Consider the following 15293-nt stretch of genomic DNA (forward strand, 5'->3'; position numbering starts at 1 on the left):
TCCGCCATTTGGGCGGAGCGACATCTCCTTTGTTGCACCATGGGGGTATTGGTGCATGGTGCGATGAATTCGTGGGACTTACCGAATTCGATCGCCTGAAAGGTCATAGACCTCGACATCGCCAAGACCGGATGCCCGCAATTCGTCCTCAAAATTGTCAAGATCACCAACAAGCACCCATGTGAGGTCGTCGGTCGCCATGATGGTTGGCGCAACGGCTTGAATCTCGTCGACAGTGACTGACGCAAGCCGATTGACCTCTTCGTTCAAATACGCATGCGGTTTGTTGAACAATTCGTTGGTTGTATACTTGCCCAGCAGGAACGCATTGTTGCCCATGCTGTTTGAGATTCCCCGTATAATCGGTTCGTTGGTCTCGGCCAGTTCCGCCGCATCGATGGGGCGCTCACCAAGATACTCATCCACTTCACGCACAATTTCGCGCAATGCCCCCATCGTATGTTCGCCAGTGATGGTTCCGCTTACTCGCCATTGCGAAATATGAGGACGCGGGATGATGCCGGAGCTAATTCCGTAGGTCCAACCCTTATCCTCTCGGATATTGAGGTTCAGCCGCGAGGTGAAACCACCGCCGAACACCTGATTGGCAAGCTCTTCGGTATAATTGTCATCATATTCCAACGGGAATAGTCGTGTTGCGTAGACCAGAGTTTGCGAGCTGCCTTCTTTGTTGACCAGCACGAAACGTGGTCGCTCAGGGTTCCCAGGAACGTCTTCTCTTATCGGCGCGAGTTCTGGCACCGCGCCGCGCCAAGAACCTAGCTCTTGTTCAAGAGTTGCTTCTAATGCCGCTTTAGTCACATTGCCGACCGCGAAAATGCGCGCATTACCCGGCCTGAAAAACCTAGCGTGATAGTCGCGCAGTTCGTCAGGATTTGCGCTTTCAAAATACGCGATCTTGTCTTGCAGAGTTTCGTAGTGATCTGCCCCGAACAGACCAACTCCAGCTTGATCGAATGCGACACCTTCGGGTGTTCTGCTCTGAACCAGATTTTCCTCGGTGTTGCGCTCTGCAAAGAAATCATAATCCGCCTGCGAAAAATTGGGTTGGCGCAGCGCAAGCGCCCACAGGCTGATCGCTTTTTCGAAATCTTCGACATTTGTGCTGAGGCCAACGCGCGTCTGCATGCGTTCGACTAGCGCATAAATACGGGCGCCATTCAGCGCGGAGCGTTCTTCCGTTTCTTGACGCGATAGCCCTCCAGCGCCTCCGGAACTTATCATTTCGGCTACATGCCGGGCAGTTCGTGCATCCCTCATATTGTGATGAGACCGTCCAACTGGGGTAACAAAAGCCATTTCAACAGTTGGAGAATTGGTTCTTTGGACAAATACAACTTCGGTGCCATTGCTCAGTGTAAAGCGTTCTGGCTCTGGGAAAGGTTTTGCCTCTGTCGGTAGGACAGGGGGCATTTCTGTCAGCGTGTCAGCTTCTACAGAGGTAGGCGCTTCGCGAAGCGCTTCCTTGCGCTGTTCGTGATATCCATTGTTGAGCCATTCTTGAGCTGCATTGTGTAACTCGCCTTTGGTCATCTCTGCCGCCCACACTCGGGAACGCAGCCCGAAATTCGGATCCCCCCTCAGCAGCAGATTTTCTCCCAGGGCTCCGCCGATCAGGCCAATCGATTCTGCGGCCCGAAACACATTGTTTCTCCTCCGCGCGGCCAAACGTTCACGATCTGCCTCGGTTGGACCGGCCTCCCGGTATTCCGCCATGACTTCGTCCAGAGCTGCGGATAAACGCTCCAGAGATACGCCTTCCCTTGGAACAAGGGTGATGATGAAAACGGTATCCAGCGCCCGTGCATCTACGGAACCGTATGCGCGAGTGGCAAGCTCCATGTCTTCCACCAAGCGCCTATGCAAAAGTGAATTTTCGTCAAAGCCAAGCAGGTTTGCCGCTGTTGTTGGCGTGTATGTATCTTGATCGGTGATCTTCGGTAGCATGTAATAACGCTTCAGCTCGGATTGTGGGGCAATGTCGGTTACATGCTGAAGAGTGTTCGTTTCCCGTTTTACCGGATAGGCTACGACACGATCGATTCCAGGACCGGGCTGTAGTCGCGAGAAGTATTTTCTCACCAATGGTTCGGCCGTTTGCTTATCAACGTCACCTGACAGCACGAGTACCATGTTGCGCGCGCCATAATAGTCGCGGAACCACTGCCGAACATCGTCAAGCGTAGCGCTTTCCAGATCTTCGATGGAGCCGATCGTCGAATGCGCATAAGGATGCCCTTCGGGATAGAGCATTTCCAGCAGGGTGTATTGAGAGCTGCCAAATGGCCGGTTGTCCGAAAGGCCTTTTTCGTTTTTCACCACTTCGATTTGATTTTTAAGAACCTCTTCGCTTAGTCCGCTGAGGAGGTTGGCCATCCGATCACTTTCCAACCACAATATTCCTTCGAGCGAACCTGTCGGAACGGTCTGAAAATAATTTGTTCGGTCGTTGTTGGTCGTCCCATTGGCGCCCGTCGCACCAAGCCTCTTCAGGTGCTCGAAATATTCACCCGGCGCATTGACTGTGCCGTTGAAAAGCAAATGTTCAAACAAGTGCGCAAAGCCACTTTTCCCTTCCGGTTCATCCTTTGAACCGACGTTGATAATGTTGGTGACCGAAATTGCCGGGGCAGAGCGATCTTCATGGACGATCACACGCAACCCGTTTTCAAGGGTGAAGGTCTCGTATTGAAAGTACTCGGAGAACGGCAGGCTCTCCTCCGCTGCGCGCTCTTCTGAGATGATTTGCACGCTCGCTTCTTCGCTGGCCAAGGTTACGCTATGCAAACCGAGCAGGGCGGACGACCCCAGCAACAAGAACTTATTCATGATCAGGCTTCCCATTGTTTCGGGAATGGCACTACGGGTGCGACTATGCGCTAAGATTGCGGCCCAGATTTTTTTGCCAGCGGCAGTGTGATGGTGAACATTGTGCCAAAACCTGGCTCACTCTTGCATGTGATGCTGCCGCCGATGAGTTCGATTACCTGAATGGTAATCGATAGCCCTAATCCGCGTCTCCCTTTGCGTTCTGCAGCTGCCGTGTCCTGGCCATCTTCGCTCAATCCGAACTTCGACGCATCGAACCCCATGCCATGATCACGGATTGTAACCGTCCCATTGCTATCCACCCTTACGTCAATCGGTTTCCCGGTCTGACTGTGATGGATGGCGTTGTTGATGATATTGTTGATCGCAAGAAACAGTGCAGTTGCATTTGCCCGTATCAAGACCGTGTCCACATCGTGCGGCAGGGCCAATTCAATAGTAAGGCCATGTGCACGGGCCGCAGATCGCAATGAATCGCAGGTTGTGCTGATCTCCGCCACCAGGTCGATTTCCTTGATATTGATCGCCTCTGCCGAGATGCTCGCAAATTCGAGTAAGCGTCTCACAAGTTCGCTCATCCGGCGGACATCACCAACCAGCTTGGTACGCAGTTTTTCGTCTTCGACATTCTCAAGACGCGCTCGCAAAACAGTGAGCGGCGTGTTCATTTCGTGCGCGATTGCGTTGCGGAATTTCTGTTCGCGGACATAGCCGACATCAAGCCGGGCAAGCGCTTTATTGATCGCCTCAACAAACCCGTGCACCTCGGAAAACATCCCTTTGACGGGCAGTTTTGCACCGCGAGTTGAAGGTGAGATGTCTCGTGCAATGTTGGCGGCGCGCTTGATTGGCCGCATTATGGCGAAGATCAACATCGGCGTGAGGATGATGAGCAGGGCATAACTGACAAGGATAGGTTCGAAAGCAAACTTAAGCGGCGTGCGCAGCAGATGCGCATCGTTGATCGGTGTATATCCCGGCTCAATACCCGCGACTTCACCGGCACTTTCGACGCCATTGCACTGTCTCACAAATGCGTAGATCTGGTCTGAATCGTAAAACAAAGTGGGGCAGGTTCGCGACAGCACGTCTTTCGCCGACAACCCGTCTTGCCGCAATTGCTCACGCAAGCTCGGTAAAATTTTCGGGGGTTCGCCATAAGATGAAGAATGCCCGTCACGCTCGACAAAATATCGAAACTGAGGGTTCTTAAGTTTTATATCTTCGACTGAGGCTCGCAGTTTGGGAATGTCTTCAGGCTCTAACGGTCTTTCCAAAGAACTGGGATCTTGCTCATAGGCGTTGAGTGCGGAGATCATGTGAAAGGCAAACACGTCATTAAGCGGAATATCCCGCTGCTGCTGATCAGCCTGCCATTGCAATACAGTGAAGATAGCCAGCATCGCCAATTGGGATACGATGAAGACCAGCATGATCCTCGACGAAAGGCTGTTGAATGCGCTTCTGGCGAACTTACCAATCATTTTTCGACAAGGATGTAGCCAACGTGCCGCATCACGCGAATATGCAGCCCGGACCCGCTGTTGGCCAGGGTCTTGCGCAATCTAGATATTTGCGAGGACACGGTGTTTGACGCTATCTCATCGTCGAAGCTGTAAATCGAATTTTCGATTGCTTGATGGGAGACAACCTCTCCCTTGCGGCGCACCAGTAGATCGAAGATTGCCAGCTCGCGCCGAGGCAAGGCCACCGCTTGGCCATCCACGGATAATTGCCGCGAGTTGAGATCATATTGGGCGTTCGCGACGTTTATGACCTTGTGCTGTGCGGACTGTTTCGAATTGCTGCATATCCTGAGCCGCAAGAGCAATTCATCAGGCTCATAAGGCTTGGCCAAATAGTCCAGCGCGCCGGCGGACAGGCCATGAATTCGGTCGCTTGCCTGCCCGTGCGCCGAAAGTATCAAGAACGAGGGCAATTCCTCGCTTGGCAATTCTCGCTTCAGTTGCTCAATCAGATCAACCCCATCACCATCTGGCAGGCCGCGATCCAAAATCACGCATGCGTAATCCGCGCCCTTGATCGCTTCAATTGCTAGTTCAATGCTGATTTGATGATCGACGATGTAGCCGTTTGCCTCAAGCAGTCCGACCAGCATTTCCGCGATTTCATTGTCATCTTCGATCACCAATATTCGCATGCTGGTAAGCCCTCAGAACGTGTTGCCTCTTAGAAGCTCTTCCTTAGCCCAACAAAGACCGTGCGTCGTCTCAGGTCATACCCGAGAGAGGAAAAACCGTTGGCAAGGTTCAAGAACGGTGGATCCTGATCAAACACATTATCGACTGCCAGTGTCACTCTAGTGCCTCCAATGGGGCCCAGCGACTTTGGCAAAGTGTAGGCGAGGTTGAGATCGACCAGAGTCAGGCTGTCGACCGGGATTTGACCCATGGTCAGAACCCCATCGATAAAGCCGACCGATTCAACACTGTACCCACCATTGTGAATGACGACGCCAGTGAGAGACCAATTGTTGTAGGTTAGCTGCGAGCGGAAGTTCCATCTGGTCGATGGTTGATCCTCGCCGCGAGTGCTCTCGAATGGCGAGCCTTCTGTTAGCCGCTCTTCATTGTCCAGTATGCGGCTGTATGTGAACAGGCTGTCGATCTGCAGCTCGCCCAAGGATACAACATGATTGAATTTCACATCTAGGCCAGCCGTGAATTGGCTTGCCAGGTTTACAGGGCCGCTAAACAGGAATTCAGGATTTCCGGCTGCATCGCGGACGATCGCTGGTTCTGACAGGTCTCTTTGCGGGAAACTCGCCCCCAGGAATGGGGCAGAGGATGAAATCCGGTTGCTGTAATCGATTGCGAAATAGTCGACATCGACGCGAAAATTGCTGCCCAATGCATCGAAACGATACGTACCGCCGACGTTCAGTGTTTCGGCTGTTTCGTTACCCAGGTCGGGGTTGCCGCCTGAAACCAGCGGCACCAATGTTGGATCAAGCACTACGCCCGATACTGGGTCCACCTGCGGATCAAAGGGGCTTGCGACTATGCTTGCCTGACCAATCTCGGTGGCATTTGGTGCGCGGAATGAACGCCCGATTGTCGCACGGATAGTCAGATCGTCCGTCGGGTACAGAGCAATTCCCAGCCGCGGGCTAAATCCATCGCTCGATCCGCTATATTCGGCCAGCTCACCTACGGGCGTAAACTGATTGATCCCGTTCTCTCGGAACAGGTCCAATGCGCTCTGCCGGGTTACTGAGGTTCCGTTGTTTTGAATATCTTCATAGCGCAGCGCGGCGTTGACCACGACCGAGGAATGAATTGGGAAACTCAATTCTGCAAAGAACGCCGTTGTTTCGCGGTTTGAATCGAGATCAGGTTGAGTCACTTCTACCCCGAGAGTGTCCGTGCTGGTCCGGATGAAATTCAGACTTTCTTCGCGATACTCGCCGCCAACCACCACTTCCAAAGCGCCTGACGCGCGCCCCGTAAAGAGCTTGCCGCGAACAAAACCCTGAAAGGTCAGCAGGTCTGTTTGGCCATCGTTCAATTGAACCCGGCGAGCATTCTGCAGCGTCTGCGCAATCTGATCGTTCACCAGGAAATCGGCACGTTGCAAATTCACAGGCGGCGTGAATGTGAATGTGTCAAAATCGAACCTGCCCGTAAGCAAATCCCCGAGGACCAGTTCATCAAAGATCCCGCGATCTTCATTGCGCGAGAAACTGGCCGATGCCTCCCATCCCCAATTCTTACTAAGGTCTCCAGTAATCCTGCCCCCGATATCGAAATTCTCGCTTTGCGTATCGATAAATTCGTTCGCAAGAATGCCGGCGTTCACGACCTCTGTAAGGTCAAGCGAGAAATCTACGTCGGTGCGGAATGGAAAGGGAAACGGCGACCCGCTTGGGAATGGCGAGCCAAAGCCGTTGAAGCTCGCAATGAAACCGGCGACGTCGATCCGCGGTGCCTCCACTTCCGTCACGGTGTCACGCTGAGAATAAGAAGCATCAAGCTGGATATTGTTGATAATCCCTAGCGGAATATCCTGACTCGCGCGAAAGCTGACGCCCCAGGTCTCAAACCCGGGGGCCAAGTTCACAGGCAGAAATTCACTGAGATCGTCCCGCGCCACCACATCGAATGTTGACGGGTCAGTGTCGGCACCAACTGGCCCTGAATCGACAGGTAGAAGCAGCCCGCTCGAAGAAAAAACATCGCTCGCCGGAAGAAACGGTAGTGCGCCTGATGTCGCCAGAAACACGCCGCGAGTGGATGTCAGCGTGCGGCGGTCTGTCCCGCCAAGATCGCGAAAATCGCGGGTCGTAACGCCAAATCCGTTGGCAGTGATGGTGTCTTGTTCGAGATAGCTACCGGACAGGTTAATGTTACCGCTTCCCCAGCTCACGCCGAGCGTTCCGCCCAGACGCAGTTCGTCACCGCCTGACTCGCTAAAGCCGTACTGACCACTAAGACTAAGGCCGGTGTAGTCGCTTTTCTGAATGATATTGATCACGCCAGCGACAGCATCGGCACCATAGATGGCCGACGCGCCAGCACTCACAATCTCAATACGCTCAATCGTTTCGATAGGGATTGCCGAAATGTCGGCAAAGTCAGCGTTGGCAACACCTTCACCGGCAAGACGTCGTCCATTGAGCAGAACCAGTGTTGATCCCGCGCCAAGCCCGCGCAGATCGACGACTGAGCCGCCTTCAAGATTGCTCACGACACTAGAACGGTTGAGCGGTGCTCGGCCGTTTATTGCGCCTGTGTTCGAGGCCGAGATAGCAGGGGTATTGTTAGAGACCTGACGCAGCAATTCGTCGATACTGGTGATGCCGCGTGCGGTTATCTCTTCGGCGGTTATGACAGTTACTGGCTCGGACGCGGCGCCTGCGGACAGGCGGCTGCCGGTGACGACAATGGCATCCGTGCTTTCTTCGCCGATCGCCGTGGTGCTTGTGCCAACTTCCACAATTTCGCCTTGTGGTTCGGCACCCGTCTCTTGTGCTGAAACGGCCCCATGCATCGCGATGCAAATCAACGACGATGAAACATAGACCATAGACCTAGTTGTCATATATTCCCCCTCAAATCCTCAATTGTTCACTCGGCTTGAAGCCTACCAACTTTTTTGATGATTTTATAATGGGGGCGAATGATGCGCGAACATTGCGCGGCGTAATCGCCCGTCCAAATGCTCTTGCCAGTGTATCGTATTATGGTGAGTGTGTCCCGCTGCCTGTGCGGTCGGGGATCCTGATATTGCGCGCTGATGGCACTATGCCAAGCATATGAGTACTCAGTCTATCTTGCCGCATTTTGCCTCTGGGCTCCTAGACTGAGCAGCAGCGCTTTCACCGTTCATTGCATCGCTGGGAACATGGCCTTTAGAATTGGTCCAAAGGCAGTCATGTGTCTTGCAATATGCGGGCTGTTGCTTTGCGGAGCTGGGGCAGGACGTCGGCTTCGAACCAAGGATTGTTCTTGAGCCATCGAGTGTTACGGGGGCTGGGGTGAGGCAAGGGCATAACCCGTGGCCAAAAAGTCCGCCAATCCCTGACCGTGTCCGTTAGCGTTTTTCCCTTCGCGCCTCCTAAGTGCCAGTCCATCGCATATTTGCCGATGACCAACGTCAATTCGATGTTCGTCAGTTGGTCTAGCACTTTCTTGCGCCAGGCTTGCTCGCATTCGCTTCGTGGAGGCAAATCGCCGCCCTTTCCCGTGCCTGGAAAGCAGAAACCCATTGGTACGATGGCGAACAAATCTGCATCGTAGAAGGCCGTGCGATCTACACCCAGCCAGTCGCGCAGCCGATTGCCCGAAGGGTCATCGAAAGGTTTGCTTTTGAAGTGTGTGATCCGTCCAGGCGCTTGCCCTGCGATTAGGATTTTGGCCTTTGATCCTATCTGGAATATGGGGTTTGGCCCCAGTGGCAGTCCGGTGCAGATCTGGCACGCGCTGATTTCCTTGATCAGTGGATCAAGGTTTTGTGCAATGTCGGGGCTAGAGCTCTTTACCATGCGTGTGTCCGTCACCTTTGGGACTGAGTCCTGGAATGCGTCATGGGATTGACTGTTGCATGTCTTGGCGAGAGTCATGGGCTCGCCTGAGCAGCCGATCGATCAGGAACCGGGTTCCAAACCGCCAGACCCTCACCAAGTGCAATGCGGATGCCTAGCCGATGGCCGTGAAACCGATCACCAAGATGGCGGCCCAAGACACCAAATAGACCGGGGTCCGGAGGCCTGGCACACCCAGTATATAAACCACCGCATGTGCGATCCGGGCAAAGAAGAACACGGACGCCCATGTTCCAATTGTGCTCGCCGTGGATGCGTCGCCAATCAGTCCTGCTGCAACGACCACAGCGATAAACGCTGGCATGGTCTCCACCATATTGAGGTGCGCGCGCTTTGCCCGATCAACCCACAATGGTGTTTCGGGCTCCCTGGCTGGGAAACCTTCAGGATAGTTATGCAAGAAGGTTGGCAGGCCCCAGATAAACAGACGTGCAGTGATATACGGCACCCACAACAGGACGGTGAGAATGCCGCTTAATGCGAGATATGTGTATGCAGTTTCCATTGGATCGACCCTCCTCAGGTCGTTTATCAATCAGTTCAGTGTTCGCAGTCGAACATGAATGAGGAGGAGCATCGCCCCTCCTCAAATCCGATCGGGTTTACAAGTCGGTGGCCGCTGTGCTGCGAATTTGCTGCCAATTGGTTTCTGCCTTGGCGATCGTTCCCTCTGGGTCTTTTTGATATGCGTTGAAGATGGCCTCGTTCAGGAAAACGTAGAGTTTGCCATCGCGGACATCAGCCCAGCGGGGATCGCCATCGAACTTCTTGCCTACCGCTACGCCAAAGGTGCAGAATCCGCCATTCTGTGGGATATAGCTGGCTGGGTTTGCGTTGAAGGCGTCCAGGTTTTCCTGGGTGGCGAAATAATATGCAACGCCATCATGAACAGCGGCAAATCTGGCCGCGCCCTGGATGCGGTTACCCGTGCTAATGAAGGCCACGGTGTCAACGCCGTGTAGGCCAAGTGGCGCATTGGCTGCGGTTAGCCCTGCCGACACATTGTATTCATCAGCAGCGATAGCGACGCCCGAGGTTAAAGCTGTAGCAGCAACAAGTGATGCAATAAGGGTTTGTTTAAGCATGATATTTCCTTCTCTTCTGTTGGGTTTTGATGGGGGTTAGGCAGCTTGTGCAGCCGGGGTTGTCACGACTGGGAAGTCGATTTCAGTTTCAGCCAAGTGGTTGAAATAATTTGTGAAAATATTAGCCATGACTTGACCAAAAATTTCCAGCATCTCACGGTCAGAAAAGCCGTTTTCGCGCAGCTCTGCGATGCGATCATCGCTCACGTGGCCTTTGGTACTGACGATCTCTGAGGCAAAATTGAGCACCAATTGTGTGCGAGGATCATCCGATTGACCGGAAAGGTTGCGGGCCATTTCGTCGGCATCAACACCGGCCATTCCGCCGAGTGCCGTGTGTGCCGATGCACAATAATCGCACTGATTGGCGCCAGCGACGACGAGAGCGATCTGTTCATTGAGCTTGCCTGAGAGGCTGGAGGCGCCGAGCGCACCTGAGAGGCCCAGATATCCCTCCAGCAACGATGGGGCGTTTGCCATCGTGCCAAAGATATTGGGCACCATCCCCAGGCTAGACTTTACGTTGCCGAGAAGTTCGGCGGCCTTTGGATCGGCTTGTTCCGAAGTGATTGGTGGTATGCGTGACATGTTTGCTCCTTCGTTAGTTTGACGATGGAGCGGATTTGCTCGGATCGGACGATATGACAATACTACGCGATTAAATCGCGACAGAATGCAAATTCATCCGGACGATATGCAAATTTAGGTCATGGATTTCCGATAGTGTGTCGGTGTTTCACCAAATTTTGTGGCAAAGGCGCGTGTGAATGCCGCGGGCGAACGGTATCCCGTCTGAGTCGCAACTTGCTGAACATTTTCCGTACCTGTTTCGAGCAAGGCTAGTGCCTTTTGCAGTCGCCAATCCGACAGGTAGGACATCGGTCCTTGCCCCATCAATTCAGCAAACTTCTCTGCGAAACTGCTGCGCGACATCCCCACCTCATGCGCTAGGCTGTTCACGGTCCAGGGGTCCGACAATTCTTTATGAATAATCGCCAGGGCACGCCCGATCTGGGGGTCCTGAAAGCCTCTTAGTGCCTAGCTGGATCCCACCTTGCTCCCCAGATTCAATCCCGATCCGCATCAATTCGATGAACATCACTTCCGATAAACGCCTGACCGACGCCTCCAGCCCGGATTTGTCGGACAGCATATGGCGGCTGATCAACCGCAGTATGTCGTCTAACCATGGGTTCTTCGCCCGCATTGAAGAGGTGGTCAGCAGTGTTTCCGGCATCGCACGCAGCATCGCATGATCGGCTTTCTGACGGAATGTGAAGTGGCCGCAGATCAATTGCGTGCTCGCATTGGCATCGCCATCACCAACCTTCAGAAAACCGTTCCCGTCATATCCGACCTGGTCCAGCACTGTTTCGAGCGGCGGAGCCGTTTCCACTGGCGTGTCAGACAGAATATGCGTTTGGCCGCGCGGGATCAGGATCAAATCACCGGGGCTGAGCACCCACGGCTCTTTGTTGGGAAGCGTGACCGTACATTGGCCTTGGACCACCAGATGAAATCGAGCGGCGCCCGGGAGTACCGGTACGGTGACCGACCAAGCTCCCGAAAAATCTGTGCGGAAGTAGAGCGCGCCCTTAAGGTCAAGCGTATCGAGAACGTCGTCGAGAATATCCATGTCGGCAGCATACGAAAATGCACAGCGTCCGACTACCCAGTGAAATTTGACTGTCACATCAAATAAGTTTGCCAATCGTCCGAAGGTGCCAATATTCTACTGCAACCCAGCTTTCCTGGTGCCTCCAATTGAGCCAGCAACAGCCTTGATCCCGGTCGTGTCACGGCGCGTTATGCCAATTGGGCTACAGCAGGTTTGCCTGTGTCTCATCACGGTGCTTCTTGAGATAACGCATAAACGGGGTGCCTCCAGTGCCAACCTCCGTATCATTGCCAGCGTTCCGCTTACCCTGCTTGTTGATGTAACTGGCGGCATATTCGAGATGGCGCGTTCGAAAATCGGCCACGGCCTGAATATTGGCGTTGTAGGCGTCGGTTAGCGCAGCTGAACCTGCATCTTCGACAAATCCACGTAGCCCGCTGTTTGAACGCACGTCATCGACAAACCGGCGATGAGGCTGGGGACGATATGCGTGCAATTGATCTAGAAACGCTCGCAGTGGATCAGCAGCATGTCCCACACCCAGCAACGCATCCATGCTTGGGACAATTGAGGATTGCGATCCTGTTTGCCCGCGATAGGCCTGTGCCGCTGTGCCAAAGCGCTCAACACCCTCGTAAATCACCCCATTGGGAAGGGCGGGATTGTCCTTCCAACCATGAATGTAGGGCCGGACCCGCTCAAAATAGATATAGGGATCACACCGTTCCGGCATTCTATCAAACAGCGCGTTGATTTGCGACCAAGTCTCGGCTGTTTTCTCAAGCAGTTCGCGTGCAACCGCTGTGTCTTTGCGGGTGGCGGCTTCATGAATGTCTGCAAAGCGTGCGAAGACTTCGCCTGCGCGCGCTTCGATCGCCACATGCACCAATACAAACCACGCCTCATCCTGACCTCCAAGAAAATTCTGGATCATCTGGATATTGTCGAGTCCCAATGGCTTAGACGGATCGATCAAAGCCCAATTGTCCAGAACATAAGAGGCATAGGTCAGCAGCGGCTGCTGCCCCAATCGGTCAGCCAGCGTGACCATCGGCACTGCCAGAGCAGCGGGGAGCCGGTCCGTGTGGGCCGTCTCGCCCCAGATATAGGATTGCACCATGAAGGTGTAATGCACCGTCGCCATGCGCGCCTGTGCATCGGTTAGAGCGGACACGTCTGAGAGGTCCTCTGGGTGCGGGAGGCATGACTGAAGAAAGGCGCGCACACGGTTCGAAGGTAAGACTTGCGGGAGCTTGCGAGCCACAGATGCGGCATCGCCCCAAGCACCTGTTAGTTCGACCTTTGCGGCGTCATATCGGCACAAGAAACCACCGTTTGTAGACATGTCATATTCGCTAAGCGGTTTGATCGCGAGGTTGGAATTGGATGTGTTCGCCATTCTTGATTTCCCATTGTTTTAATTGGACACAACAATAACGTGCAATTCGATGCGAATGGTTGCAAATCACATTGACAAATCGCGTTATAACAGTGAATAATTGTGTAATGGATCAGATTGACGAGAAAATATTGCGCATTTTGGAATGTGAAGGCCGAATCAGCAATACCAATCTGGCGGACAAAGTTGGCCTTTCTGCCTCTGCCTGTTTGCGCAGAACTCAAGAGTTGGAACAGAGTGGCTACATCAAGGGCTATCGCGCGATCCTAGACCGGCACAGGCTAGGCGGAGAGATCACAGTATTCGTTATGGTTGGGCTTTCCGCCCATCTTGCCAAGGATGCAAAAGAGTTCGAAGTCGCGATGGAGCTGGCCGATGAGGTCCGCGAATGTCACAATATTACTGGATCAGTGGAGTATCTGCTGCGGGTCGAAGTCGGCAGTTTGGCGCGCTATAAATCCTTTCACGCTGATACGCTGGGCATTCTGCCACAAGTCGCCCGTATAACCTCACATATCAGCCTTGGATCATCGAAAGATATGAGAGCCTAGCGTTCGCAGCGATCAATAGCGGCCAAGTGGTTTCAAGCGGCTGCTTTAAAGAGCGACGTCATTAAGCGTCGAGCTCGATGAACCTAATCCATCAACGGGCGGTCTGGTCACTAGATGAAGGATCCACCAAACTCGAACGCCGGGATCACCTTGTTGAGGTGCTCGCGGTTGAGCATGGTTGGTAAAGATCGCGGCAGGCCGGGTCTACACCGCGAAAGACATGCTGGAGGACCCACATTTCAAAGAGCGCGAGGCGATCATCGAGCGAGAAACCGAGGGTCGCGGCAAGCTGAAGATGCAGAATGCCTTTCCGCGCTTTCGCACCGCTCAAAACATGTAAAATTTGATTGCGGCGAGCCGATACTGGTTTCGCGGCCCTTCAAGGTGTTATACCTGAAGGATCGGAGGATTTTGCATGAAGCACGCTGCGCTGAAAATATTGATTGCGGGGGCGTTTTTCGCCTCGGCGACGACCCAAGCCGTTGCCGCGCCCGAGGGCGAGATCCGCTATGTGGTGAAGCCGTCGGACACTTTGTACGAGCTGACCAAGCGTTATCTGGTCAACCCGGCCGCGCTGGAGCGTGTTCGCCGCGCCAATGGGGTTAGGAACCCTCGGTTGATGCAGGTGGGACAGACCTTAAAGATCCCGCGTAGCCTGTTGAAATATCGCCCGGTTCCGCTGACCCTGCAGAGCTTTTCAGGCAGCGTCAGCCTAACCACGCGTGGCCGCAATGTCGCACCTCGCGTTGGCTTGTCTGTACGCGAGGGCGCAGAGATCACCACCAGCGCAAACAGCTTTGCGGCGTTTTCCGGCGATGGTAATTCGCGCCTTTCCATCCCCTCCAATTCTCGGGTGCGTATTGTCGATGCGCGCCGCTATCTCATCAATGGTCAGATTGATGTCCAGATAAAGGTTCTAAAGGGGCGTAGTGAGGTGATCGCGCCCAAAGTGAACGGTCAGGGACGTTATCGGATCGGCACGCCTTTGGCGGTGACAGCAGTACGCGGCACAGAATTTCGCGTCGGGTTTGAGCCGAATGGAGAGGTCAGCCTGACCGAAGTGCTAGAAGGCGAAGTCGCGGTTAGTGCGGGCGAGAACGAGGCTGCGACTGCTGCTGGTTTCGGTGTTGCCTCAGCCAAAGATCAATTGGGCGCGCAGGAGCGCCTGCTTGCTGCGCCAGAACTGGTCGATCCAGGCCGGATCCAAACTACCGAAATGGTCGAGTTCGCGATTAATGAGCTGAGCGGGGCGGCGGGCTATCGCACGCAAATCGCCAAGGATGCCGGCTTTGTCGAAGTGGTGACTGAGCGGCTCGGCAATGAGCCGCTTGCCAGTTTTGATGGCCTTGAAGATGGCCGTTATTTCGTGCGTTCCCGGGCGATTTCTGCCTCGGGCCTTGAAGGGCTGTCGCGAACATTCTCTTTCCGCCGCAAGCGTGCAGGCGTGGAGGGCGGGGTCGAACCATCGCCATTCGACGATGCGTTCAAATTCGCCTGGCGCACGCAGGGCAGCGGCGATACTCTCAGCGCTTTCCAGCTTTGGAATGCAAAGACGCCGGGCCAATTGCTGGTCGACGAAGTCGCGCTCGAAAATTCTGCCATTATCATCTCCAACCTTGAGAATGGAGATTATCGTTGGCGTGTGGCGACATTCGAAATTGATGAAGGCGACGTCATAAAGGTGTGGAGCCCGACGCAAGAGCTGTCTGTAACCGAGTGAGCCGGT

At 54.0% G+C, this 15293-nt stretch carries 14 protein-coding genes; 3 read left to right on the forward strand and 11 right to left on the reverse strand.

What is annotated here, in order from left to right:
• Positions 1-78: 78 nt before the first annotated feature.
• The 11 genes from AC0V6Z_RS08195 to AC0V6Z_RS08245 all read right to left on the reverse strand — a co-directional run bounded on the left by AC0V6Z_RS08195 (position 79) and on the right by AC0V6Z_RS08245 (position 13016).
• Positions 79-2850 (reverse strand): M16 family metallopeptidase, encoded by a 2772-nt coding sequence (locus AC0V6Z_RS08195; protein ID WP_472638041.1) that lies wholly within the window; start codon positions 2848-2850, stop codon positions 79-81.
• 50 nt (positions 2851-2900) lie between these two features.
• The gene (locus tag AC0V6Z_RS08200) at positions 2901-4283 is read right to left on the reverse strand and encodes a sensor histidine kinase (RefSeq protein ID WP_472638042.1); all 1383 of its coding nucleotides are present in this window, start codon (positions 4281-4283) and stop codon (positions 2901-2903) included.
• Positions 4284-4330: 47 nt separating this feature from the next.
• Positions 4331-5011: a response regulator transcription factor gene (locus AC0V6Z_RS08205; RefSeq protein ID WP_472638043.1), complete on the reverse strand. Its 681-nt coding sequence runs from the start codon at positions 5009-5011 to the stop codon at positions 4331-4333.
• A gap of 29 nt (positions 5012-5040) precedes the next feature.
• Positions 5041-7911: a TonB-dependent receptor domain-containing protein gene (locus AC0V6Z_RS08210; RefSeq protein ID WP_472638044.1), complete on the reverse strand. Its 2871-nt coding sequence runs from the start codon at positions 7909-7911 to the stop codon at positions 5041-5043.
• A gap of 331 nt (positions 7912-8242) precedes the next feature.
• Positions 8243-8854: a uracil-DNA glycosylase family protein gene (locus AC0V6Z_RS08215; RefSeq protein ID WP_486176465.1), complete on the reverse strand. Its 612-nt coding sequence runs from the start codon at positions 8852-8854 to the stop codon at positions 8243-8245.
• Between the two features lie 154 nt (positions 8855-9008).
• Entirely contained in the window at positions 9009-9419 is a 411-nt protein-coding gene (locus AC0V6Z_RS08220; RefSeq protein WP_472638046.1) for an MAPEG family protein, read from the reverse strand.
• Positions 9420-9516: 97 nt separating this feature from the next.
• A complete protein-coding gene (locus tag AC0V6Z_RS08225) occupies positions 9517-9999 on the reverse strand; it encodes a YHS domain-containing (seleno)protein (protein ID WP_472638047.1) in 483 nt (160 codons plus the stop codon).
• A 36-nt stretch (positions 10000-10035) separates the two neighbouring features.
• Entirely contained in the window at positions 10036-10587 is a 552-nt protein-coding gene (locus tag AC0V6Z_RS08230; protein ID WP_472638048.1) for a carboxymuconolactone decarboxylase family protein, read from the reverse strand.
• 114 nt (positions 10588-10701) lie between these two features.
• Positions 10702-10959 carry a helix-turn-helix transcriptional regulator gene (locus tag AC0V6Z_RS08235; RefSeq protein ID WP_472638049.1) on the reverse strand — a complete coding sequence of 86 codons (258 nt, stop codon included), beginning with the start codon at positions 10957-10959 and terminating at the stop codon, positions 10702-10704.
• A 22-nt stretch (positions 10960-10981) separates the two neighbouring features.
• The gene (locus AC0V6Z_RS08240) at positions 10982-11635 is read right to left on the reverse strand and encodes a cupin domain-containing protein (RefSeq protein WP_472638050.1); all 654 of its coding nucleotides are present in this window, start codon (positions 11633-11635) and stop codon (positions 10982-10984) included.
• Between the two features lie 184 nt (positions 11636-11819).
• Entirely contained in the window at positions 11820-13016 is a 1197-nt protein-coding gene (locus AC0V6Z_RS08245; protein WP_472638051.1) for a PrnB family protein, read from the reverse strand.
• 107 nt (positions 13017-13123) lie between these two features.
• On the opposite strand from AC0V6Z_RS08245, the gene AC0V6Z_RS08250 reads away from it, so the two are divergent.
• The 3 genes from AC0V6Z_RS08250 to AC0V6Z_RS08260 all read left to right on the forward strand — a co-directional run bounded on the left by AC0V6Z_RS08250 (position 13124) and on the right by AC0V6Z_RS08260 (position 15287).
• On the forward strand, positions 13124-13567 hold the full coding sequence (locus AC0V6Z_RS08250; RefSeq protein WP_472638052.1) for an Lrp/AsnC family transcriptional regulator: 444 nt from the start codon (positions 13124-13126) through the stop codon (positions 13565-13567).
• Positions 13568-13745: 178 nt separating this feature from the next.
• A complete protein-coding gene (locus AC0V6Z_RS08255; protein WP_472638053.1) occupies positions 13746-13907 on the forward strand; it encodes a CoA transferase in 162 nt (53 codons plus the stop codon).
• A 75-nt stretch (positions 13908-13982) separates the two neighbouring features.
• Entirely contained in the window at positions 13983-15287 is a 1305-nt protein-coding gene (locus AC0V6Z_RS08260) for a FecR family protein (protein ID WP_472638054.1), read from the forward strand.
• The last annotated feature ends 6 nt before the right edge of the window (positions 15288-15293 follow it).

The sequence above is a fragment of the Erythrobacter sp. SN6-5 genome, from assembly GCF_057364945.1.

Bases quoted from the DNA above. Each gene is read 5' to 3' on its own strand.
- AC0V6Z_RS08195 (WP_472638041.1), bottom strand. From the start codon at position 2,850: ATGAATAAGTTCTTGTTGCTGGGGTCGTCCGCCCTGCTCGGTTTGCAT.
- AC0V6Z_RS08200 (WP_472638042.1), bottom strand. From the start codon at position 4,283: ATGCTGGTCTTCATCGTATCCCAATTGGCGATGCTGGCTATCTTCACT.
- AC0V6Z_RS08205 (WP_472638043.1), bottom strand. From the start codon at position 5,011: ATGCGAATATTGGTGATCGAAGATGACAATGAAATCGCGGAAATGCTG.
- AC0V6Z_RS08210 (WP_472638044.1), bottom strand. From the start codon at position 7,911: ATGACAACTAGGTCTATGGTCTATGTTTCATCGTCGTTGATTTGCATC.
- AC0V6Z_RS08215 (WP_486176465.1), bottom strand. From the start codon at position 8,854: ATGGTAAAGAGCTCTAGCCCCGACATTGCACAAAACCTTGATCCACTG.
- AC0V6Z_RS08220 (WP_472638046.1), bottom strand. From the start codon at position 9,419: ATGGAAACTGCATACACATATCTCGCATTAAGCGGCATTCTCACCGTC.
- AC0V6Z_RS08225 (WP_472638047.1), bottom strand. From the start codon at position 9,999: ATGCTTAAACAAACCCTTATTGCATCACTTGTTGCTGCTACAGCTTTA.
- AC0V6Z_RS08230 (WP_472638048.1), bottom strand. From the start codon at position 10,587: ATGTCACGCATACCACCAATCACTTCGGAACAAGCCGATCCAAAGGCC.
- AC0V6Z_RS08240 (WP_472638050.1), bottom strand. From the start codon at position 11,635: ATGGATATTCTCGACGACGTTCTCGATACGCTTGACCTTAAGGGCGCG.
- AC0V6Z_RS08245 (WP_472638051.1), bottom strand. From the start codon at position 13,016: ATGGCGAACACATCCAATTCCAACCTCGCGATCAAACCGCTTAGCGAA.
- AC0V6Z_RS08250 (WP_472638052.1), top strand. From the start codon at position 13,124: ATGGATCAGATTGACGAGAAAATATTGCGCATTTTGGAATGTGAAGGC.
- AC0V6Z_RS08260 (WP_472638054.1), top strand. From the start codon at position 13,983: ATGAAGCACGCTGCGCTGAAAATATTGATTGCGGGGGCGTTTTTCGCC.